The sequence below is a fragment of the Phormidium tenue FACHB-1050 genome (assembly GCF_014696925.1).
Classification (GTDB): domain Bacteria; phylum Cyanobacteriota; class Cyanobacteriia; order Pseudanabaenales; family Pseudanabaenaceae; genus Pseudanabaena.
On the sequence record NZ_JACJQY010000043.1, the window covers coordinates 1 to 22,392 of the forward strand.

General features: G+C 42.2%; 19 protein-coding genes. 9 read left to right on the top strand and 10 right to left on the bottom strand.

Translation table 11 applies throughout. From position 1 onward, the window contains the following. Nucleotides 1-108: 108 nt before the first annotated feature. The 4 genes from H6G05_RS20100 (at nt 109) to H6G05_RS20115 (ending at nt 6,465) form a co-directional block, all read left to right on the top strand. Nucleotides 109-645: a type IV pilin-like G/H family protein gene (locus H6G05_RS20100; RefSeq protein WP_190580879.1), complete on the top strand. Its 537-nt coding sequence runs from the start codon at nt 109-111 to the stop codon at nt 643-645. Between the two features lie 140 nt (nt 646-785). Then, the gene (locus H6G05_RS20105; RefSeq protein WP_190580796.1) at nt 786-1,391 is read left to right on the top strand and encodes a type IV pilin-like G/H family protein; all 606 of its coding nucleotides are present in this window, start codon (nt 786-788) and stop codon (nt 1,389-1,391) included. Between the two features lie 115 nt (nt 1,392-1,506). Then, nucleotides 1,507-5,931, top strand: coding sequence for an O-linked N-acetylglucosamine transferase, SPINDLY family protein (locus H6G05_RS20110; protein ID WP_190580798.1), 4,425 nt, complete (start codon nt 1,507-1,509; stop codon nt 5,929-5,931). Nucleotides 5,932-5,946: 15 nt separating this feature from the next. Continuing rightward, a complete protein-coding gene (locus tag H6G05_RS20115; RefSeq protein ID WP_190580800.1) occupies nt 5,947-6,465 on the top strand; it encodes a class I SAM-dependent methyltransferase in 519 nt (172 codons plus the stop codon). A gap of 27 nt (nt 6,466-6,492) precedes the next feature. Here the strand turns inward: H6G05_RS20115 and H6G05_RS20120 are convergent, their stop codons facing one another. The 6 genes from H6G05_RS20120 to H6G05_RS20145 form a co-directional block, all read right to left on the bottom strand. Continuing rightward, a complete protein-coding gene (locus H6G05_RS20120) occupies nt 6,493-7,815 on the bottom strand; it encodes a methyltransferase domain-containing protein (RefSeq protein ID WP_190580802.1) in 1,323 nt (440 codons plus the stop codon). Nucleotides 7,816-8,027: 212 nt separating this feature from the next. Continuing rightward, nucleotides 8,028-9,029 carry a heme o synthase gene (locus H6G05_RS20125; RefSeq protein WP_190580804.1) on the bottom strand — a complete coding sequence of 334 codons (1,002 nt, stop codon included), beginning with the start codon at nt 9,027-9,029 and terminating at the stop codon, nt 8,028-8,030. A gap of 37 nt (nt 9,030-9,066) precedes the next feature. Further along, the gene (locus H6G05_RS20130) at nt 9,067-10,035 is read right to left on the bottom strand and encodes a COX15/CtaA family protein (protein WP_408962488.1); all 969 of its coding nucleotides are present in this window, start codon (nt 10,033-10,035) and stop codon (nt 9,067-9,069) included. Nucleotides 10,036-10,352: 317 nt separating this feature from the next. Then, nucleotides 10,353-10,976: a Spy/CpxP family protein refolding chaperone gene (locus H6G05_RS20135; protein ID WP_190580809.1), complete on the bottom strand. Its 624-nt coding sequence runs from the start codon at nt 10,974-10,976 to the stop codon at nt 10,353-10,355. A 47-nt stretch (nt 10,977-11,023) separates the two neighbouring features. Continuing rightward, entirely contained in the window at nt 11,024-11,497 is a 474-nt protein-coding gene (locus H6G05_RS20140; RefSeq protein WP_190580811.1) for a hypothetical protein, read from the bottom strand. Continuing rightward, on the bottom strand, nt 11,494-12,105 hold the full coding sequence (locus H6G05_RS20145; protein WP_190580813.1) for a sigma-70 family RNA polymerase sigma factor: 612 nt from the start codon (nt 12,103-12,105) through the stop codon (nt 11,494-11,496). The genes H6G05_RS20140 and H6G05_RS20145 overlap by 4 nt, the downstream gene beginning before the upstream one ends. Before the next feature lie 214 nt (nt 12,106-12,319). Between H6G05_RS20145 and H6G05_RS20150 the strand changes: the two genes are divergently transcribed. Together H6G05_RS20150 and H6G05_RS20155 are read left to right on the top strand one after the other, a co-directional pair. After that, nucleotides 12,320-12,820: an LmeA family phospholipid-binding protein gene (locus H6G05_RS20150; protein WP_190580815.1), complete on the top strand. Its 501-nt coding sequence runs from the start codon at nt 12,320-12,322 to the stop codon at nt 12,818-12,820. A gap of 148 nt (nt 12,821-12,968) precedes the next feature. Further along, nucleotides 12,969-13,490, top strand: a complete 522-nt coding sequence (locus H6G05_RS20155) for a thermonuclease family protein (RefSeq protein WP_190580817.1) — start codon at nt 12,969-12,971, stop codon at nt 13,488-13,490. 31 nt (nt 13,491-13,521) lie between these two features. Here H6G05_RS20155 and rpsU read toward each other — a convergent pair whose 3' ends face one another. From rpsU to H6G05_RS20170, 3 genes are all read right to left on the bottom strand, one after another. After that, nucleotides 13,522-13,713: a 30S ribosomal protein S21 gene (rpsU, locus tag H6G05_RS20160; protein ID WP_094532977.1), complete on the bottom strand. Its 192-nt coding sequence runs from the start codon at nt 13,711-13,713 to the stop codon at nt 13,522-13,524. 464 nt (nt 13,714-14,177) lie between these two features. Further along, nucleotides 14,178-14,816, bottom strand: a complete 639-nt coding sequence (gene pdxH, locus H6G05_RS20165; protein WP_190580819.1) for a pyridoxamine 5'-phosphate oxidase — start codon at nt 14,814-14,816, stop codon at nt 14,178-14,180. Nucleotides 14,817-14,824: 8 nt separating this feature from the next. After that, nucleotides 14,825-15,250: a cupin domain-containing protein gene (locus H6G05_RS20170; protein ID WP_190580821.1), complete on the bottom strand. Its 426-nt coding sequence runs from the start codon at nt 15,248-15,250 to the stop codon at nt 14,825-14,827. 187 nt (nt 15,251-15,437) lie between these two features. On the opposite strand from H6G05_RS20170, the gene H6G05_RS20175 reads away from it, so the two are divergent. The 3 genes from H6G05_RS20175 to thrS all read left to right on the top strand — a co-directional run bounded on the left by H6G05_RS20175 (nt 15,438) and on the right by thrS (nt 21,140). Continuing rightward, a complete protein-coding gene (locus H6G05_RS20175) occupies nt 15,438-18,689 on the top strand; it encodes an NACHT domain-containing protein (RefSeq protein ID WP_190580823.1) in 3,252 nt (1,083 codons plus the stop codon). A gap of 312 nt (nt 18,690-19,001) precedes the next feature. Beyond that, complete coding sequence (locus tag H6G05_RS20180; protein WP_190580824.1) at nt 19,002-19,196, top strand: hypothetical protein; 195 nt, start codon at nt 19,002-19,004, stop codon at nt 19,194-19,196. 108 nt (nt 19,197-19,304) lie between these two features. After that, nucleotides 19,305-21,140, top strand: a complete 1,836-nt coding sequence (gene thrS / locus H6G05_RS20185; RefSeq protein WP_190580826.1) for a threonine--tRNA ligase — start codon at nt 19,305-19,307, stop codon at nt 21,138-21,140. 113 nt (nt 21,141-21,253) lie between these two features. Here thrS and ccsB read toward each other — a convergent pair whose 3' ends face one another. Continuing rightward, the gene (gene ccsB, locus H6G05_RS20190; RefSeq protein WP_190580829.1) at nt 21,254-22,309 is read right to left on the bottom strand and encodes a c-type cytochrome biogenesis protein CcsB; all 1,056 of its coding nucleotides are present in this window, start codon (nt 22,307-22,309) and stop codon (nt 21,254-21,256) included. Nucleotides 22,310-22,392 lie beyond the last annotated feature (83 nt).

The window sequence follows — 22,392 nt, forward strand, 5'->3', positions numbered from 1 at the left end:
TCAGATTAAGCTTACTGATCGACAAAATCTAATTTTGCAGTTTCTCGGGGCCTCTTCTCGTAAATATTATTTTTTGTCTTAAATAACCTGCTGAATGTAGGATATATCATCAGCTTATGGCTACGCGATCGCCATTTTAGTAACGTAAACCAGAAAGAACAAGGTTTTACACTGATTGAGTTATTGGTGGTAATCATTATTATTGGTTTGCTTGCCGCGATCGCGCTCCCCTCATTTTTAAGTCAAGCTGACAAGGCAAGATTTGCTGAGGCAAAAGCATATATTGGTACTATGAGCCGCTTACAGCAAGCATATTACCTAGAAAGAAGGACATTTACCAGTAATATTGGTGACTTGGGGCTAGGGGTAGATACTGCTTCCTCTTCCTATACTTACAGCGCTTTGGCGGGTAGTGTGGATGGAAACTTTACGCCACAGCAACCCAAGCAGCTAATTACAAATGTGGCTGTGCCTAACTCTCCTTACCTCAAGTCACTTGTTGGTGTGGTAGGTATTCCGGGAATAGTGCGGATCGACACTATTTTTTGCCTTGGGAATACACCAAATATTAGTCCTATCCCTCCTGGGGCTTTAAATCCCATAGCTCAGACAATGGTTTGTCCTACAGGGTTTTCTTTACAGTAATAGCGAGTTGGCTTTAACAGATGTTATGCAGCCAAAAATATTTTTAGTCAGAGTGATAGCATCCTGTTTTTTTATGGGTAAGTTACTTTCACAACAACCCAACAAGTTAACTTTCTTGACATACACGGGAATAAAGAATTATGAAATCTGAATTCAAGACCAAGCTCATCCAACACATGCTCAACAAGAAGAATGGCGAAAAGGGTTTCACCCTGATCGAACTTCTCGTTGTTATCATCATCATCGGTATTCTTGCTGCGATTGCGCTTCCTTCTTTCCTTAACCAAGCGGCAAAAGCTCGTCAGTCTGAAGCTAAGACCTACGTGGGTTCTGCAAACCGTGCTCAACAAGCCTATTACTTAGAAAAGCAACGCTTTGCTCCTACCCTTGAAACCTTGTCAATCGGCGTTGCTGCACAGACAGAAAACTACGACTACGCAACAACAGGTGCAACTAGAGGTACAACTGGCACAAATGCTTATGCTTACAGTTCTTCCGTTCCTCGTGAACCAAGTATCAAAACCTATGCAGGTGCTGTAAATCTAGCAACCCCTGCTGGTTCTGGCGAAGCAACCACCTTGGCTGCTCTTTGCGAAGCTAAGTTACCTCCTGTCAATCAGGGTATTTCATCTGATGCTAGTGCAACTGTGGCTGGTGCTATTACCAATGCATTCACATTGGCTACCAACTTGGCTCCAGTATGTTTAAACCAAACTGTCAATAGTGGCTTTGTTCCTGTTAACTAGTTTTTAGACTGGTTTACACTAAATATATTGAGATGGGTAGTTGATTTATATCTTCTACCCATCTTTATTCTATGTATATAACAATTTTCAAGTAAGCGCAGTAAGGGATCAAGTTATGAACTTTAAGTTAAATAAGCAACTGCAAGACTTAGCATACTCACACTTTGAAAAACAGGAATATGAGGATGCACAAATAATTTTTCAGGAAATTATTAATTCTGGTAATGGTAGTAGTTCCGATTATTGTTATTTAGGCTTATGTTTGTTTCTGATAGGAGAAATTGCAGAAGCAGAAATAAATTGGCTTAAAGCATTAGGTAAAAGTGTTATCGATAGTCTTGATAGTTACGATGAGCAATTTATCAACTTTTTAGATGCAGAAGCCGAAAAACAAAAAGATCTGAAAAGATACGATATTTCTCTTCCAATTCGTAATGTTTTGCGTGCTCTCAATCCCCATGATTTTTACAACTTAATTTCCATTGTCAATCTATTCATAAAAAAAGAAGCTTATGTTTCTAGTTATCTAATTGACTTGAATATTGTTAATCTTTTAGAAACTGGGGAATTTACGGCTCTTGACGAAGGCTTTTTTATAGATTTTTTTGAAAGAATATTGATTTTTACAGGCTGTGATGAAGCCACCTTAAATTTTATAGAAAAGCTTTGTAATTATCATAGTCAATATCTGAAAATAATTACAGAAAAACTCACCCTGATTAGTGTTTATCTAAACAATCAAGATAAAAAAGATCAGGCTGTGCGAATTATTGAAATGGGGTTAAGACTAGAACCAAACAACAAATCATTTTTGAGAAATCTGATCGATTTTTGTTTAACTACAGACACCCCAAGAGCTATTCAAACTGCCAAAGCACTGTATGAAATATCTAAAGATAGTCATGTGATCGATAGGGTTATTGCCTGTGAATGTATGACTAGAACTCTGATTGTTAACTGTTTATACTGGCAAGAGTCTAAAGAATTCTATCAGGAATATATAGAAAACTTAAAGGAACTTATAAATTGTGATTATGCAGATTTAATCAAATATGATGAAGTCAGCTATCTAATTACTACAGGATTTTACTATCCTTACTTCAGCGATCAGCCGCGTGCAAGGCAGCTTTTGATGAAAGAGGTTCGCCAAATAGCGAATCAGAAAATTTATCAGGATTATCAAGACAAAAGCCTAGAGTACAAAAAAAGATTGACCTTGAGAAAGACTCTCGGCAAACTTGATCGTCCTCTAAGAATCGGATATCTCTCTAGCTGCATGAGAAGACATTCAGTTGGATATCTAGCAAGATGGCTGGTGCAAAATCATAATCATGATGATTATGAAATCTATGGATATATGGGGGATGCGAAGGAAGATCCCCTAAGGAAATGGTATATAAGTCAATTTCATAAATCCTACACAGACCCAATACCTAATCACCCATCTTTTGCTACTCAAGTTCTAAAAGATGGAATTGATATTTTGATAGATTTGGATAGCGTTACTTCTGGATGTGCTGCCATTATCTCTGTACTTAAGCCTGCTCCTGTTCAGGTGACATGGTTAGGTTGGGATTCATTGAGTCAAAATGCTATCGATTATTTTATTGCCGATCCCTATGTTTTGCCTGAGGATGCAAACGAATATTATCCAGAAAAGATTTGGCGATTACCCCAGACCTATATTGCTATTGATGGGTTTGAGTCGGCTACCCCCACCGTTCGACGAGATACATTGGATATTCCCGATGATGCAGTCATCTATTTCAGCGCTCAAGCTAGTATGAAGCGCCATCCCGATACAATTCGGTTGCAAATGCAAGTGGTTAAGTCAGTTCCTAATGCTTATTTAGTGCTTAAAAGCTTTGGTGATCAGGATTCTCTTAAGGAGTTTTTTTACAAGATCGCAGAAGCAGAGGGAGTTAGTACAGATCGTTTACGCTTTCTGCCAATTACTAATAGCGAAGCCGAACATAGGGCGAATTTAATCATTGCCGATGTGATTCTCGATACCTATCCCTACAATGGTGCAACCCATACCCTTGAAACACTGTGGATGGGTATACCAATGGTGACGCGAGTTGGAGAGCAGTTTTCGGCGCGAAATAGCTATTCGATGATGATCAATGCAGGTATTACCGAAGGTATCGCATGGACAGATGCGGAATATGTGGAATGGGGAATTAGGCTTGGAATTGACCATGATTTGCGTAATCAAGTAATTCTCAAATTGCGGCAGGGTAGGCAAACAGCCCCGCTTTGGAACTCACGCCAATTTACCCGTGATATGGAAGCTGCCTATGGGCAGATGTGGCAAATTTGGCTAGATACTGAAGATCCTGAAATTGAGATTGATCCTGTTGCCGATCGTGAATTGTTCATAGCTGAAGCAGAGTTACGGAACCAAGACGCGATTCGTTTAGCGCAAAAAGGTAAAATGGAATCCGCGATCGCCTGTTGGCAAGCCGCAATTTCCTTGCATCCTGAATACATTGATGCCTATTACAACATGGGTATCGCTCAAGTGGAAGCGGGAAATCTCGAAGATGCGATCGCATCTTTCCAAAGTACGATTGAACTAGATCCTAGCCATGCCAATGCTCTTTATAATTTGGGCTTAGTGCTCTCTAGGCAAGATAAATTAGATGAGGCGATCGCTGCCTATGATAGAGCTTTTGAGCTTAATTCTGAAGACATTGATATTCCCTTAGCTTTGGGTAGTGCTTTCTTTAAGCAAGGCGAATGGGAATGGGCTATTAATGCTTATCAATCTGCTCTAGAAATTAATCCTGAATCTGCAATTGCTCTAGGGGGATTAGGTGCAACATTAACAGAATTTGGAGAAATAGAAGAAGCGATCAATTGTTTGCAATCTGCAATAGCTATTGATCCTAATGATGCTCAAGTTTATTGCAACTTAGGTCATGCCTTTGCAAGAGTAAATCAAACTGAAGATTCTACCTTCTGCTACCAAAAAGCTTTGCAGTTAAATCCTGCTTCTGGTCATGCTTATTGGAACTTCAATAATGACATTCTTACTAATGCCGATAGTAATCTGTATTTTGATTTTGTCCTCAAAAGACAAATAGCTGATCAATTTTTAGAAACTTGTTATAAAACCGACAAAATCCGTTCTCTCGTCAATTTCTGTAGTAACTATGCCCATTCAGGTTTAGGAGATATAGCCAAGCTAAAACTTACGGATCTAGAGAGTACAGTTTTGGAGAGTCCTCATCTGTCGGATATCGAGATCCAAGTTCTCTATACCAATTTTCTATTTATTCTTTCTAGCCTGAGAGATGAACGTCAACTCAACTTCAATATCTATAGACTTGTTGGTGGTTTATATCGAGATAGAATCATTCAGCCTAAAATAACCTCGGAGAATTATGATCGTTTCTCTAGCGAAGTTAAACAAACTTTAAAAATTGGTTTCATTTCTCCGCACTTTGCTCGTCATCCTGTTGGCTGGTGCAGTCTTGATGTTATTCGTGAACTATCAAAAATTACGCCGCATATTTATCTATATGCAACAAGCAATATTAAACCCGATGAGAAAACTAGAAAATTTGAAAATATTGCCGAAAAATACTATTGGTATGATAGTCCTGAATTAAAAAATAAAGTTAATAGTTTTGATAGTCGTTTACATCAATTGCTTTCTGATATAGGACAAGATCAATTAGATGTAGTTATTGATCTAGATTCGGCTACAATTCCGATCAATACTCATATTCTATGCCGTGACTTGGCATCTGTTCGCTTATCGTGGTTAGGATTTGATGCACCTTTTGTATCACAACATAACTATTGGCTAGGAGATCGCTTTACTCATCCCGAAGGTGTTGATGAATATTATTTAGAAAAGATATTGCGTTTGCCCGATGCTCATATGGCAGTATCAGGGCTTGAGTCTATAGAGCTTGATCGAGACAGTGAAAGAGAGAAACTTGGTATAGCATCCGATCAAGTTGCCTATCTCTATGCGGCTCCAGCACGTAAATTTAATCGTGATAGCGCTAGAGCCTGTATTAGCATTTTGCAGCAAGTTCCTAATTCAGTATTGTTACATAAAGGTAATGGCGATCACGAGGTGATTAGGAATATCTATAACGAAATCTGTGATGAGATTGGTATAACTGGCGAACGAGTTATCTTTTTGCCTAGCTATAAGACCGAAGAAGAACATCGAGGTATCTATACGATCTCGGATGTTTTCCTAGATTCCTACCCCTACAATGGAGGCAGTCACAATCTCGAAGTCCTGTGGTTCAATTTACCAGTAGTAACGCTAGTAGGCGAACAGTCCTTTGCTAGGATGGGTTATTCCTTCTTGCAGGCGTTAGGTATTGACGAAGGAATTGCTCATAATTGGGAAGAATATGTTACATGGGCTGTTAGGTATGGTCTAGAGCCAGACTTCAGAAATTCGATTAAGCAAAAACTGATTGATTCAAAAAATCCTACTAATCTTGCACCGTTGTGGAATCCGCAGAAGTTGGCACAGGATATGTATAATTTATTGCAAAGTTTATTTTAAGGAGTTTAAAAAATCGTGAAATTACATATAGGCGGAACAGAATCTCATCCAGAATGGAAAATCTTTAATATTGAAGAAAGTTCTGAAGTTGACTTCGTTGGTGATGCTTCAGATTTAAGTCAATTTGACGATGAATCTATTGATACTATTTATGCCAGCCATATTCTAGAACATTTTCACCACTCCCTAAATGGTGAACTTATTTTTACCCTTGCCGAGTGGCATCGGGTTCTGAAGCAAAGTGGGCAACTAATGATTAGTGTCCCAGATATCAAAACTTTAAGTTGGCTTTATACTCGCCCTAATCTAGATGTTCAAACACGCTTCCATATCATGGCAATGATGTATGGAGGACAAACTAATAAGTATGATGTCCATAAAGTTGGTTTTGATTTTGATATTCTTTGTCTTTATTTAAAAGAAGTAGGCTTTAGTGAATGCCAGAGAGTAGATTCTTTTAATCTGTTTAATGATTGCAGCACTATCCAGTTAATGGGAGCTTTAATAAGCCTTAATGCGATCGCGACCAAGTAACCACAATTTAGTAAAATGTTTGCAAAACTATTTGTCTATCATCAAATATCCCAAGCTCTCTAAATCGCGAATAGTATTTTGCACCAACGGTAACACCTCGGCTACACCTTGCGATCGCAAAGTGATCGGATTGACGGGTCTGATTTTTGCATAATATTCGCTCAAAGTGGCAATAGTTTGCGGAGAGTCGAGTAAAGGCAATAGGCAAGCCGCCATTGAGCTATCAACGGTCACAACTGGCTTGACCAAAGATAAATGTTGAGTCAAATTAACTGTACGACATTGCATCACACAACCTTGCAAATCTGCGCTAAATCGTTGAGTCTGTAACTGTGGATGTAGATACACTCTTGCTGAATACCAGTCATCTTCATTCCAATCTTCAAAGGATGTCATCTGAGGTGATTGGCTAAAATGACCACACCAAAAATCTAATAGACGATGGATTGGATTAATTAGCTCATACATCCGCAACTGATCTTCAATGCTAGTATCGGGTAAACTCATTTCCCAAACTAGGGGCAAGTTATCCGACTCTTTAAAAAGCTCTCTGAGATTCCAGTCTCGCCAGTTAACCATACTGACAAACTCTAGTTCAGCCGTTCCTAGGAATGAAAATAAATCTGCGATCGCAAATCCCTTATCTCCTTGTAATAACTGATTCGTTAAGATCTTCTCCTTGCCAGCTTCTCCTAAAAAACTAGCATCCCAAGTTTGTACTTTGAGATTAACGTTATCTTTCAGGGCTTGCATCGTTTCAATTACTGTCTCTATTTCTAGATCTCCAATGTCCCCATCCATCACCCCCATTAATGTAAACATTTGCTGCGCTCGGTAGAAGCTCAGTCTCTGTAAAGCACTATGTAAATTTGCGCGAATAATACCATCAGGTTTTAGAACAGATTTCATTGCTGCTAGAGCGATCGCAGGATCAGGCATCAGATATAAAGTCTCATCGCAGTTGATGTAGTCAAACTGATAGCCCAGATCACTCAGATCCTCAATTGATAAGCAATGGAATTCAGCATTATCAAAGCCATGATATTTCAGCCTCTGTTCGGCTAGTTTTACTGACTCTGACGATATATCCACACCAATAATTTTTGCATTAGGATTGGCTTCAGCCAAAATCAAAGACTTATATCCAGAGCCGCATCCCGCGTCTAAGATCAATCTATCTGTTGTGTCAATGACTTGGCGATCACGCCGATAGAAAGCAGTAACTAAATTATGGATATATAGCTGATAAGCGTTATCCTTGGGCGACTGTTCCAAAGGTATACGCGGATAGGGGCTACTATCAAACTGTTGCCGAATTTTTTCTAGTATTGACGACTGATCGGGATTCACTCAAATTCTGCCTAAATTGAAGTTTGTCTATTGTAGACCTAATCAAATTCTAAAAACTATCACCTGACCGACAATTTAATAAGAAATACAAAGGTTTATTTCCCCGCCGAAGGCGGGGAAATAAACCTTTGTATTTAGCTTAGTTGAAAGGTGCTGCTTTGACTTCTCATGGGTCATCTATAAAGAGAAGAGGTGCAAAGTGCCTCTTCTCTTTATAGGTTTATTGTTGCAATTGTAGTTTGTAATAAAGCGATCGCTTGGGCTCCCGAAATATGAGCAACTGGCAAACTATCGACCCCCATCGCCACACAAAGTAAGCCCAAATAGAGAATCGAATATTTGAAAACAGAACGGGCGACAGTACGATCGCTCGGTTCCTTTAATAACTGAGTTGCCTTGTAAATAAATGCACCGCCTAGTCCAACAGCTGACACTGCATAGACTAGTCCCATGACATTGCAAGGATAAACCAGTAATAACGATACAGGAATTATTAATAGGGTATAGAGCAAGATCTGATTGGCTGTTACCTCTGCACCCTTGACGACAGGTAACATCGGTACGCCCACTTTGGCATATTCATCACGAATCATTAGTGCTAAAGCCCAAAAGTGTGGAGGAGTCCACACAAAAATAATTGCAAATAAAACCCATGCTGCCCAGCTTAGTTCACCAGTGACCGCCGCCCAACCAACTAAAGGCGGGATCGCTCCTGCTGCACCACCAATGACGATATTTTGAGTGCTAGAACGCTTTAGCCAAATCGTATAAACTCCAACATAGGTGGCGATCCCCGACATGGCTAGACAGGCGGCGAGGAGATTGGCATAAACGGACAGCAAAGTGAAGGAAATTATCGCTAAGGCGATCGCAAAAATTAGTGCATGAAGAGGCTGAATTCGCCCCGATGGAATTGGTCGCCAACTAGTCCGTTCCATTTTGGCATCGATATCGCGATCGTATAAACAGTTAATTGCATTCGCCGATGCGGCGGCGATCGCCCCTCCTAAAACCGTAATGAACATCAAAAAAGCATCTACCTGTCCTTCAGAAGCTATCCACATTGCTCCTGCGGTAGTGATTAATAGCAGGACAATAATGCGTGGCTTAGTTAATTCTGTATAATCCTGAATCACATTGCGCCAGTTACGAGTTGCTTGCGTTGTCTGATTCGCTTCAACAAATATACTTTCTGGGATCGCTGTTTCTTGCATTACGCTTAACTCCTAAAATATTTCGCAGTTATTACAGTTAGCGAATCGCAGGTTGCACTTGATTCTGTTCTTGAGTTGTAGATTGCTCTTGTCTGGTGGCTTTAAATGCTAACACAGCAAAGCAAACGAGGGTTCCTAGCAGTGCTGAACCTGTAGCTTGATGAGCAATGGTGAGTGGTTCGACCTGTAGATGTAGTTTATAAGTGGCATAGCCGATCGCCACTTGAGCAATTACTAATAAACCAGCGATCGTTGCCACAAGTCTTAACACAGAGGCAATCGCTTTTGATAGCCAGACTGACACCACTAAAACGACACTAGCAAGGGTAGCGGGGATCACGCCAAGCAAGTGTGCATTCAAAACAATACACATATCTTGTGTGGCAAAGCATTGATGTAACGCCCATTGAGAAGCAACTAATGCACCGAGAATACTTTGCAAATAAACTAAAATTGCTGCCGACAAGCCAAGCCAAGCAAGTTTAGTTGGCGAACGAAACCCGTCAACTAAATTTGCTTGATTAGTTAAAGCTGTAGCGATCGCTAGCAAGCTAGAGAAAAATAATAATCCAGTGCCTAAATGGGCAGTGACAATATCAAATCGCAGTAATTGTGTTACCGTCAGCCCACCCAAAATCCCCTGAAAAACTACTAGAGATAATGATCCTGAAGTTGCCCAAGGCAACCATTTTGGCAAAGATTTACGGAAATACCAGCTTGCCCCAAATAAAACAATTGTGGCAAATCCCACAGTGGAGGCAACGAGACGATGAAACCATTCTAAAAACACTTGGAGGTTCATCTGCTCAGCAGGTAATACCGATCCATAGCATAGTGGCCAGTCGGGACAAGCCAAGCCTGCATTCATCACACGAGTAGCACTACCGATCGCCATCACCATCCAAGTGGCGATCGCTATTCCAAAGGCGATGCGACGAATTAAAACAATTGGCTCTATCCATCGGTTTGTGGCTTCAGACTTACTATTGGTAGAGTTTTCAGCCATTGGCGGTGATTGTTTTTTTGGTTTGTAAGAAGATAAAGAGTCAGTCATGCAAGTTTATGAGGTTCAGGCTTTCTTTGTGAATCTTTATAAAACTCAACAGAAGTATTAGTAACAGTTAGAGATTATCTTAAGAGCAGTTCTAGATTTGGTAAGGGGATTTAACAATTTCTTCGCGTTAGGTATTTACACTGATATTCAAAAAGCATAGCTTTGCAATACTTTTTGAATATCAGTGTTATAGGAGTTATGCCCAAACCTGTGGCACACGCTGCGCGTGCACCACAGGTTTGGGGGCTTTGTAATTTATTGCACAGGTACTATAGGGTTGTGCGATCGCCTATGTCATCGATCCGTTTCTGCAAACGGCTTTTGAACCGATCGCGCATACCTTCTTTCATACGGGCTGGGCGATTTTTTTGTAAGATGTCATGGAGTTGCGATCGCTGCTGTGGGGTCAAGATTTCACGCATAGCTAACATCCGCTCAAAATGTTGCTTTTGCAATTCTTGTTGAAGATTTAATACTTGATCATGTTTGGAACGAATCGTATCGCTGCTGGCTGAACCAGCCAGTAAATCTCGTAGCTCTTTATTAGCCTGACGTGATTGCTGTGCAAGCTCACGGATACGAACAAGATCGCGCTCACGAATGGTTTTAAGTTTTTGTAACTGCTCAGTCGATAAATTTAATTGCTTTAGCATCCTACCTGAAGGCATATTCACATTTTCATCACGATCTGGACGATTTGGAGCTTGGGCTAAGATGTCGGGTTCTAATTCTGGTTTGTTTTCAGTGCTAGGTTGAGGATTTATCTGTGACTGAGTTTGAGATTGCGCGGGAGCTTGTGACTTTAAATTAGCGTTACTAGCCCAAATAGCACCACTAGTAGCAATTACGGCTACAGCGATCGCACCATATTGAAAGACTTTTGACTTAAACATAATATTTCTCGATATTTAATGGACAAACTAAGAATTTAGGGTGAGGGTTATTCATACTCAAGGGGAGACAACTCCATCAAAAGCTGTGTGTCCGATGTGGTTGTTGCTGTATTTGCAGCTTGTAAAACGGTGATATCGGTAGCACTCCAACTATTAATCAATGACTGCTCGATCGCCACTTGATCATCTTCACTAATTAGTTTGCCTTGGCTGATATTGGGGATATTGGCAACCTGATACTGTGAACGATTAGTTGCCCAATTAAATGCTAAACCTGTGGCGATCGCTGCGGGAATTAACAAAGTCCAAGGTAACCAACGTCGTAGATGGGCTTTAGAGGATTTTGGCAATCGCTGTGGGTATTTACTGATTTCGGCAAATAGCTGCTGCTCAAAATTTGGTGCGGGTGGTGGGGCGATCGGCTTGTTTTGCTTGAGAAAAGATACCAAGGAGTCATGGGAACTTTCGCTAGAATCTTCCCCAAAATTTTCTGGAAATCCTTGAGAATATTTGTTTTTCATAACTCGACTCCTTGCGCTTCTAAAAACTTTTTGATGGCACTACGGGCATGAAACAATCGCGATTTCACTGTGCCAACAGGAATAGATAAAATTTCGGCGATATCTTTTTGGGGCAACTCCTCAAGATCATGCAGAACTAGGACAGCCCGATGATCTTCACTTAGCTTGGCTAAACCACGTTGCATCAGGTCTTGATAATGCATTTGGGTTAGGCTCGGTTGTCCATCACTTTCACGGGCGATCGCATCATCAGCGAGATTTTCCAGTTGGTCATCTTCGACAGAGATATTACGTGATCGCATTTTGGCTAATGCTTTGCGGCGATCGCTAGCCACATTGAAAGCAATACGGTAGAGCCATGTCGAAAACTGCGCGGACTGCCGAAATTTGGCTAGCCCTTTCCATGCTCGCAAAAACACATCTTGCACCAAATCATCAAGACCATCGGAACCACATAGCTGATAGAGCGTTGAGCGCACCTTGTGATGATGACGTTGATACAGTTTTTTAAAACCATGGGGATCACCCTGCAAGCAAGCTTGCACAATCGCGAGATCGGGATCATTATGAGGTGATTCTCTGATGTCTATATTTACCGCTCTGAACATCTATGGCGAACATCCATATGAGCATCTATACTTATCTAGGCAATATTGGCAGATTTACATCACTTTGCGCTCAAACCAGAACCGAGAATTTTTGTAGAAGTGTTGCTTCGCAACACTTTTACAAAAATTTCAATGGCTCGTTTGATCGGAAATTGCTGTAACTTATTTCTAAGCTATTAGTTTTGACTGCCCATACCTTAAATAGGTTCAACTCATGTCTGTGGTTAGTTCTGTATTAATTCCTATTATTAAACTATGGTTGCGATCGCAGGTCGAGCATATCGAAACCGTCGAAATTGCGATCGCTGGCAAAAGTCGTCAGATCTTAAGCGGGGATATTCCTAAAGCAAATGTAATCGGCACAGGGGCAAAGTATCAGGGCTTGGCTGTAACCAATATTGACCTATGCGCCGAAGCCATCCACCTCAATATTTCTGAAATCCTTAAAGGCGAAGCATTACGATTACTTGATCCTATTCGCGTGACGATGGATGTCGAGCTTTCAGCCGCAGATTTGCAAAGTTGTCTCAAGTCTCCAATTTTCTTAGAGGCGATCGCTTCGGATGATCCTCCTACAATCCATACAGATGAAGAGATTCGAGATCTACTAGAAACACTAGTTCATAAATTAGGCGATGAGTTTACACTCCATGAACTAGCGATCGCTGAAGGTGGCGCAAAATGTCGTGGTGAATTTGCGATCGCCGCTACCTAAGTCAAAAAGTGAGTGGCGGCGCAAAGCGCCGCCACTCACTTTTTGGGTTTTATGTCCTCAGCAAAACTTGCTTTGCTATATATCAAAATCATCAAGACGTGCTAAGCAAACCTTTATGATTGATCTAATTACTCCGTCATGCCAATAAATGTCCCTTGTCAATTTTTATAATAAATTTCAGCAGTTTGTCTTAATCGCACTTATCAACTTGGTTTATTTGGCGATCGCTACTCAACCTGCATGGGCAACAAACTTTGCAGTTAGAGTTTTTGATGGTGACAACATAACTCTTGTAGATCGCGGCATCAAAACTAAAGTACATCTCGCCTGTATTGATGCGCCTGAGTTACTCCAATCTGAAGGAGAACATGCTCGTAAAGTGCTGCAAAATATCCTTGACGATGAAGAAATTTTTGTCAAAGTTTTTAAAAAAGATAAATTTGGGCGTTACAATGGCGAAGTTTTAGCGGGCGGACAAAATGCTAACCAAGTAATGGTTTCTTTAGGACTTGCCCATTACGATCGCCTGCAAGAAAAAGATTGCCAAGGATATGAAGAGATCGAGGCAAAAGCACAAAGCGATCGGCTAGGGGTCTGGGCAAATGGCACTGATGTGATGCTACCTAGTCAATTTCGGCGCGAAAATAAGCTGCTAGGTGTTGGCTATTAATAAAAAAGGAGCGCAATGCGCTCCTTTTTTATTAACTATCGCGACGGCGAAAACGACCTCTACGCTTAGCATTTTCAGCTTTACGCTTACGTTTCTCGCCTGCGGTCTCGTGATACTGACAGCGACGAATATCTGCTAGTAAGCCAGCTTTCTGGATTTTTTTCTTAAATCGACGTAGAGCCGATTCAATCCCTTCATTTTCACCAACGATTATTTGAGTCATGCTTATTTTGGTAGCAAAGTATTGTTCTTAATTATGCTTTATTTTGGCGCATTTTAATTTAGGCGACGGATATCTAGCTTAGCAAATTTATAATCGATTTGTAAAGCTTATTTTTTAAAAGTGAGCTATAGACTTCATCTATAGCTGCCACCAGTCTGAGGAAACAAACCCAAGAAGCGAGTAGCGGCGCTACTCGCTTTTTGGATTTTGATTTGTCCTAATACAAAGAGCTACAGCTATAAAGTCTCTCGCATCAATACTTTAGACTTTAGACAAATTTTTTAACGAGGTTATACCAATTCGCAAAAGTGTGGTCACACTTTTGTGAATTGGTATAACCAAACCCAGTAAGGGTTTTAAAAACACAAAATGGCTACGCCGTTTCGTGTTTTGGCATTATTAAGCTTTTGGATGGTGATCCTTCTGAAAATTGCATAATTTTATCAGCCGTAAGCCTAGAATCTCTAAGGGGCTAGCCTCTGAATTTGCCACGATTGATCTTCTTGTGGTGTATACAGGAAGCGATCGTGTAGGCGATTAGTGCATCCCTGCCAAAATTCAAAGCTGGTGGGAACAACCCGATATCCTCCCCAAAAATCAGGTAATGGAATCTCTCCATCCAAAAACTTTTGCTTAATCTGTTCAAATTGCATCAGTAGAAGCTGACGTGAAGAAATTACGGAGCTTTGTTGAGAACTCCACGCTCCTAACTGACTCCCCCTAGGACGCGAGGTGAAATACTGTAATGATTCTGTTGTGGAAACCTTTTCGGCAGTGCCTGTAATATGGACTTGTCGCTGAAGCGGCAACCAAGTAAATAAGATCGATACATTAGGATTCACGCCAATTTGCTGCGCCTTACGACTTTCATAATTGGTGAAGAATACTAATCCATTACTATCAAAATATTTGAGCAATACTGTTCTCATAAATGGTTGACCTTGCTCGGAAACTGTCGATAAGGTCATCGCATTTGGTTCTAGTAATTCAGCATTACAAGCTTGCTGAAACCATTTCTCAAATTGTTTAAAGGGATCATCATGCAGGTCTTTGCGCCTAAGTTCTCCTTGTTTGTAATCTTCTCTTAATGCATGAATATCCATTTTTTTAACTACTCAATATTGGGATTGTAAAGAACGACATTTTCTTGCTCATTAGGATCGTTGCGGGAGACGATCGCATGGGCTGGCTCGGTATGACTTAGATTATGGGGTTGATGTGGGACACCTGCGGGAATGAAGATAAAATCACCAGCTTCATTAATTACTGATTGGCTCAGCCCTTGACCATAGCGAGTTTCTACTCGACCCTTGACCAAATAAATAGCAGTTTCATAGTCACGATGAAAATGTGGCTCTGCTGCACCACCTGCGGGAATAATCACCAAATTCATCGAGATTCCCTTTGCTCCTGCTGTAGCGCCAGAGATCCCCACAAAATAGGGCAACTTTTGCAATGTGGCAGTTTCGCGATCGGGTCGCACTGTGATGATTTGACTAGAATGGTCAGGTAATTGCTCAGAATCAGAATTAACCATAACAATTGATAAATGTTTGATGGTAATGATCTTACTTGGTTTGATAAAAGCATTCAAAGCTAGACGAGGTTTAAGGCAAATATTTTCAGCTAAACCTTAGCTAATTTGATATAATCCCCAAAATCATGAGCTAATCCCTCTTAGCAATTGGCAAAGCATCTGAGTCATATCCTTGGAGTTTAAGACGATGGAGTTATTACTAATTTGGGGTGTGACACAGGCGGCAGGTGTACTAGCTAGGGAGATTTTGGGAGATTTAGCTAAAGGTGCGGCAGAGGATTATGTCAAGGACTTTTTTAAGGATTGCTTGAAAAAGGTAATTCACTTACCTGAAAAGGATGTGCAGAAAGAAGCCTATGGGAAGGCGCTCAAAGAATTTTTGGAATTGATTGAGGAAGAACTCAAGGATGCGGGTTATCAAGAGGCAATCATTAAAAAATATATTCCCTATTTGCAAAGGTTTATCAAGCGCGAAGAGGTAAGCGCGGCGCTAGGGATGGCGTTTAATGTGGAATGTAAGGCGATCGATACGGCTTTGTTGGTGAGAGTTTGGAAAGAGTTAAATTCGCCACTTTTACCAGAGAGTATGAATTGGGACTTTTTGAGCAAGTCCTACATTAGAGCTGTGAAGAAGATTGTCCAGAATTCGGATAAGTTGCGTCCGATTTTTGAGGTGCAGACCTTAGATAAAATCGCGGATGCTGTGCAGGAAGTGGCGGGAATTGCGCCAGCGTTTGATTTGGAGAAGTATGCGGAAGGGTTGCGGGAGCAGTATGGCAACTTGAAACTGGAATCTCTGGATACGACGGGAGTTTATTACAACGAGTTGAAGCTTTGGAAGATCTTTATTCCGCAGAATTTGCGGGAATGTCAGGAGTTTATTCCGCAGGTGTATGAGTTGCCGAAGGATCGATCGCGGCTGTTGCAGGAGAGTGGACAGTTGGATGTGTTGGAACTTGCGGAAGCGGAGTTAGAGAACCATCGCAAGCGCTATGTCGAGCAGCCGATTCGGGGAGTTTTTGAGGTTTTGGGCGATCCGAAGGAGTTGGCGAAGGAGGTCGTTGCGAAATATGCGGTGATCTTGGGCGATCCAGGTTCGGGAAAATCGACGCTGTTGCAATATCTGGCGCTGATTTGGGCGGAGCGACCTGTGCGAGATTTGCCTTTGTATCCGTTGCCGCTGTTGTTGGAGTTGCGGACTTATGCCCGTGATAAGCAAGCAGGGAAATGTAAGGATATTGTTTCGTTTATTCATGGTGGGAATATTACTTGTCGGTTGAATCAGCAGGATTTGCATGAAAAGCTGAAGAATGGGGACGTTATTGCTCTGTTTGATGGTATTGATGAGGTGTTCGATCCTGCGTTGCGGGATGAGGTGGTGACGGATATCCATCGCTTTACGAATGAGTATCCTGCGGTGAGGTCAGTTGCGACTTCGCGGTGGTTGGGTTATAAGGCTCAACGTTTAAGGGATGCTGGGTTTCAGCACTTTATGCTGCAAGAGTTGAATGATGAGCAAATGCAGGATTTTGTGGTGCGTTGGCACGATTTGAATTTTGCGGAGGGTGCGGATAAGGATCGCAAGCGGGAGCGGTTGCAGAAGGCGATTAGGGAGTCGCGATCGATTAAGGAGTTGGCGGGAAATCCTTTGTTATTAACGATGATGGCGATTCTCAATCGTAATCAGGAGTTACCGAGGGATCGTCCAGAATTGTATAACCAAGCTTCTAGGGTGTTGTTGCATCAGTGGGATGTGGAACGGGCGCTAGTGGAGGATCGGCGGATTGACCCGAAAACGATTGACTATCGCGATAAGCAGGCGATGTTGCGGAAGGTTGCCTATCATATGCAGTCGAGTGCGAAGGGTTTGGCGGGGAATTTGATTAGTGCGGCGCAGTTGGAGGGCATTTTGACGGATTATCTGAGGACGATTGAGGTGGAGAAGCCAAGGGAAATCGCTCGCATCATGATCGGTCAGCTTCGCACGCGCAATTTCATCCTCTGCGATCTGGGTGGGGATTCCTATGGTTTTGTGCATCGGACTTTTTTGGAATATTTTTGTGCGTGGGAGTTTGTTTGGCAGTTTAAGGAGTCGCAGACGCTGACAAGTGAGCAGTTAATCTATGATGTGTTTGGGAACCATTGGCAGGATGAGTCTTGGCATGAGGTTTTGCGGTTAATTTCTGGGATGATCGAGCCGAGATTTGTTGCAGAAATCATTGATTTTCTTTTGGAGCAGGAAGTTGATAAAAGTGCATTTTTAGCAGGCGATAGGCTTAAAAAAGAAGGGCTATCGAACCTATTGTTAGCGGCAGATTGCTTTGTAGAAGCAAGAAATAGGAGTTTGATCGCTCCTACATCAAGTAAATTACTAAAAATATTACAACTTGAAGCTGAACAGGAAACTCCTTATAATTTCAATTACGAATTAGCAATGACACTCATAAACAGCATTACAAGCACTTGGCAAGATAGCTCTGGGATATTGGATTGGTTGAAAAGATGTCTTGAGCTTGAATCACAATCTTTTATACCTGAATCAGCAGTACATGCGTTTGCCAGAGGGTGGAAAGATGACATTGACACACTTCCTTGGCTAAAAGATTGCGCTCTTAACAATGAGAATGAATATGTACGAAGGGCTGCGGTACAAGAGATTAGCCAAGGCTGGGAAGGTGACCCTGATATTCTTCCTTTGTTAAAAGACCGTACTCTTAACGATGAGAATTGGATTGTACGAAGGGCAGCGATACAAGAGATTGCCAAAGGTTGGGAAGATGACTCTGATACCCTTCCTTGGCTAAAAGACCGCGCTCTTAATGATCATGACAATGACGTACGAATGGCTGCGGTACAAGAGATCGCCAAAGGTTGGAAAGATGACTCTGATACCCTTTCTTGGCTAAAAGACCGCGCTCTTAATGATCAGAATTATGATGTGCGAAGGGCGGCGGTACAAGCGATCGCCAAAGGCTGGAAAGATGAATCTGATACCCTTCCTTGGCTCAAAGACCGCGCTCTTAACGATCAGAATTATGATGTGCGAAGGGCGGCGGTACAAGAGATTGCCCAAGGCTGGAAAGATGAATCTGATACCCTTCCTTTGCTCAAAGACCGCGCTCTTAACGATCAGAATTATGATGTGCGAAGGGCGGCGGTACAAGAGATTGCCCAAGGCTGGAAAGATGACATACAAACATTTGATTTTTTGTGCGATCGCGCTATAAACGACCCTTTTGTTCGTGGTAGAGATCAGTTTGATATTTACCGAACTAATCCCCGTCAAACTGCACTAGAAGGAATCCTCCAATATTACCGTGATAAACCTCAAACATTGGAATTATTGAAGGCGATCTCTAACAACGATCCTGATGAAAAATTAAAGGGATTTGCGAAGGAGGAATTAGTAAAATTGAGTGAAAATCCCGTAGGGGCATAGCATTTGCGCCACAATTTTTCAAACCCGCAACAATATCGATCTGCAAATGCTATGCCCTCTATGCTTTCACAGACAAATTGTCCCTGCGTTGCGAGGTATTGGGCAAAGAAAAAGAAACCTGCAAATTCCCAGATCTCCGACTTTTTCTATGCAAGCAAAGACAATTTGTAAATGCACAAAAAAAGTCGGAGATCTAAATCTATGCCTTCAGCGATCGCTAGTCCCTGCGTTGCGAGGTATTGGGCAAAGAAAAAGAAACCTGCAAATTCCCAGATCTCCGACTTTTTCTATGCAAGCGAAGACAATTTGTAAATGCACAAAAAAAGTCGGAGATCTAAATCTGTGCCTTCAGCGATCGCTTGTCCCTACGTTGTGAGGTTTAGGGCAAAGCATTCCCAAATTAAGGCGATCTGTAAATGCATAAATTTCTGCGGGAATGCTTTGCCCCTACAATTCTATGATCAACCTCAAACATGGGAATTATTGGAGGCGATCGCTAATTTCTAAACTGGTACATGGGGCGATCGCAATACTCAGCAAAAAAAGTTAAGATGGTAGACTCTAAGTAAAATTTTTGTAACTCTTGTAAATCAATAAAGGTCACGACATCAAGTTATGGATGCAGTTGCAGTAAAGCCCAGCGAAAGCAAACCTAGTGATATTAAACCTAGCGATATCCTGCGGCAAGCCGATACCGAAAAATTAGCGCGGATTCGCCACACATGCTCCCATGTGATGGCGATGGCAGTCCAAAAGTTATACCCCGATGCTAAGGTGACTATCGGTCCTGCAACTGAAAATGGCTTTTATTACGACTTCGATCGCAAAGAGCATTTTACCCCTAGTGATTTAAAAGCGATCGCCAAGGAAATGAAGCGGATCATCAAGTGGAATCAGCCCCTTGTGCGTCAGGAATTACCTCGTCCTGAGATGCTTGCGGAAATCGAAAAGCTAAATGAACCCTACAAAATTGAGCTACTAGCCGTCATACCCGAAGGACAAAATATTAGCCGCTATTTCATCGGCGATCCTGAAAAGTTAGAAAAACAACCTTGGTGGGATTTATGTGCAGGACCTCACCTCAATAGTACTGGCGATATTCATCCCGATGCTTTTGCCCTTGAGAGCATTGCAGGAGCCTACTGGCGCGGCGACGAAAAAAATCCGATGCTGCAACGTATTTACGGTACAGCATGGGAAAGCCCTGAACAACTTCAGGCGTATCATGCCATGCTCGAAGAAGCCAAACGTCGCGATCACCGCACTATTGGTAAAGATTTACAACTATTCAGCATTCAAGAAGATGCTGGTGGTGGTTTGGTATTCTGGCATCCTAAGGGCGCGATTATCCGCAATACCATCGAAACCTTCTGGAAAGAAACGCATGTCCAAAATGGTTATGAATCAGTAACCACGCCTCATATGGCAAACTTGGATCTGTGGAAGATCTCAGGACATAATGACTTCTATCGCGAAAGCATGTTTCAGCCGATGGAAGTAGAGCATCAGGTTTATCAGCTTAAGCCGATGAACTGTCCGTTCCATGTGTTGATTTACAAAGATACGCTCCATTCCTATAAAGAATTTCCAATTCGCTATGCCGAACTGGGTACAGTCTATCGCTATGAGCGCTCTGGAACCATGCATGGCTTAATGCGTGTACGCGGCTTTACGCAAGACGATGCTCATATTTTCTGTACCGAAGAACAAATTGAGACGGAAATTATCGGTGTTCTCAATCTTGCGGAGTTAATTCTCTCCACCTTTGGTTTTGAAAATTACGAAATCAATCTTTCTACTCGTCCCGAAAAATATGTCGGATCTGATGCAATTTGGGAAAAGTCTACGGAAGCGCTCAAACAGGCGCTCAATCACAAGGGCTGGAACTACGTTGTCGATGAAGGTGGCGGCGCTTTCTATGGGCCAAAAATTGACATCAAGATCGAAGATGCGATCGGTCGTCGCTGGCAATGTTCGACGATTCAGCTAGATTTCAACTTGCCCGATCGCTTCCAAATGGAATATGTTGGCGAAGATGGAGCAAGGCATCAACCGATCATGATTCACCGAGCCTTATTTGGTTCAGTCGAGCGATTTATCGGTGTCTTGATTGAGAACTATGCAGGCGACTTTCCCCTCTGGCTTGCACCTGTTCAGGCTCGGTTAATCGCTGTATCTGACGGTCAAATTGCATATGCTGAGGAAGTCGTCACCAAGATGAAAGCAGCAGGTTTGCGCGTCCAGTTAGACCATAGCGGCGATCGCATGGCTAAGCAAATTCGCAAGGCTGAGATGGAAAAAGTCCCTGTGATGGCTGTCATTGGAGCCAAGGAAGTTGAAGCAGGAACCTTGAGTATCCGTAGCCGCAAGCACGGCGAACTCGGTGCAATCTCTGTCGATGAAGTGATTAGTAAGATGCAAGCAGCCATTAGCGATCGCACTTGGTTCTAGCTCGTTGTATCAATAAAAGAGAAAAGAGGCGCTTCGCGCCTCTTTTCTCTTTTATTACCCAAATAGTGTGAGGCGGCGCTTCGCGCCGCCTCACACTATTTGGGTTAGCTATATTATAAAAACCAGCCATAACTGTGCAAACCTTTACCCAGTAGATTTACACCTAGATAGCAAGTCCAGACTACCAACAAACCAACACTAGCCAAAATCGCTGGCTTGCGCCCCTGCCATCCTTTAGTAATACGGGTGTGCAAATACGCGGCAAAGACTAACCATGTAATCAAAGACCATGTTTCCTTCGGGTCCCAACTCCAATAAGAACCCCATGCTTCGTTTGCCCATACGCCGCCTGCAATAATACCAATCGTCAGCAGGGGAAATCCTAGCCCGATCGCTCGATAACTGAGATTGTCTAAAGTTTCACCAATGGTGAGACGGCGTAAGGATAGGGGCTTAGTATTAGGAGCGATCGCCTCAGCGGTGATAGTGCCAGTATTGGCAGTTTGGAGATTACCTGAATTTAAAATACTGCCCATACTCTCAACCGCAAACGCGGCAAATGTTTCAGGGTTAGGTGTATTCGTATTATTGCTATCGACAACACTGCGAAGATTAGTACCAAAAGAACTACCCTGTAGCACCACCTCTTGACCACGAGTGACGATCAAAAAGGCGATCGCCAAAATGCTACCCGTCATCAAGGCGGCATAACTCAACAGCATGACACTAACATGCATCATCAACCAGTTAGACTTCAGCGCAGGTACAAGGGGTTCCGACATCTGCATTCCAGAGGGCAAAGCAAGAGCAGCAAAAGCGGTGATTCCCATCGCCATCGGTGAAGTGAAGGCTCCGACTAAACGCTTAGCATTGTCATTGGCGCTTTTGTTGCCGATCCGATTAACGACAATATGCATGGTGGTAATGCCCCATGCTAAGAAAAATAGCGATTCATACAGATTGCTCAGTGGGAAATAGCCTGCATCAATCCAACGCGCTCCCAGTAATGTAGCAATACAGAGATTAGCGATCGCCATGCCTGCATTACCAAGCGATCGTAAATATGGCAAATTGGGAAATGCGACATGCACCCAGAAAACGAGCATGGTCGCAAAGAGGACGGCAAATGATGAGTTGTCCAGTAAGTTCTGAAGCGCGACGAGTTGCATTCAGGCAATTCTCCAGCAATTTTGAAAAGTTTGTATGATTTGATTTTTAAAAGTGCATATACTATGCGTTTTTATTGTAAGCG

Coding starts and splice junctions, on each gene's coding strand:
- H6G05_RS20130 (WP_408962488.1), bottom strand. CDS start 10,035: ATGGCTGAAAACTCTACCAATAGTAAGTCTGAAGCCACAAACCGATGG.
- thrS (WP_190580826.1), top strand. CDS start 19,305: ATGGATGCAGTTGCAGTAAAGCCCAGCGAAAGCAAACCTAGTGATATT.
- H6G05_RS20145 (WP_190580813.1), bottom strand. CDS start 12,105: ATGTTCAGAGCGGTAAATATAGACATCAGAGAATCACCTCATAATGAT.
- H6G05_RS20110 (WP_190580798.1), top strand. CDS start 1,507: ATGAACTTTAAGTTAAATAAGCAACTGCAAGACTTAGCATACTCACAC.
- H6G05_RS20105 (WP_190580796.1), top strand. CDS start 786: ATGAAATCTGAATTCAAGACCAAGCTCATCCAACACATGCTCAACAAG.
- pdxH (WP_190580819.1), bottom strand. CDS start 14,816: ATGGATATTCATGCATTAAGAGAAGATTACAAACAAGGAGAACTTAGG.
- ccsB (WP_190580829.1), bottom strand. CDS start 22,309: ATGCAACTCGTCGCGCTTCAGAACTTACTGGACAACTCATCATTTGCC.
- H6G05_RS20140 (WP_190580811.1), bottom strand. CDS start 11,497: ATGAAAAACAAATATTCTCAAGGATTTCCAGAAAATTTTGGGGAAGAT.
- H6G05_RS20155 (WP_190580817.1), top strand. CDS start 12,969: ATGTCCCTTGTCAATTTTTATAATAAATTTCAGCAGTTTGTCTTAATC.
- H6G05_RS20170 (WP_190580821.1), bottom strand. CDS start 15,250: ATGGTTAATTCTGATTCTGAGCAATTACCTGACCATTCTAGTCAAATC.
- H6G05_RS20150 (WP_190580815.1), top strand. CDS start 12,320: ATGTCTGTGGTTAGTTCTGTATTAATTCCTATTATTAAACTATGGTTG.
- H6G05_RS20180 (WP_190580824.1), top strand. CDS start 19,002: ATGCACAAAAAAAGTCGGAGATCTAAATCTGTGCCTTCAGCGATCGCT.
- rpsU (WP_094532977.1), bottom strand. CDS start 13,713: ATGACTCAAATAATCGTTGGTGAAAATGAAGGGATTGAATCGGCTCTA.
- H6G05_RS20175 (WP_190580823.1), top strand. CDS start 15,438: ATGGAGTTATTACTAATTTGGGGTGTGACACAGGCGGCAGGTGTACTA.
- H6G05_RS20125 (WP_190580804.1), bottom strand. CDS start 9,029: ATGCAAGAAACAGCGATCCCAGAAAGTATATTTGTTGAAGCGAATCAG.
- H6G05_RS20135 (WP_190580809.1), bottom strand. CDS start 10,976: ATGTTTAAGTCAAAAGTCTTTCAATATGGTGCGATCGCTGTAGCCGTA.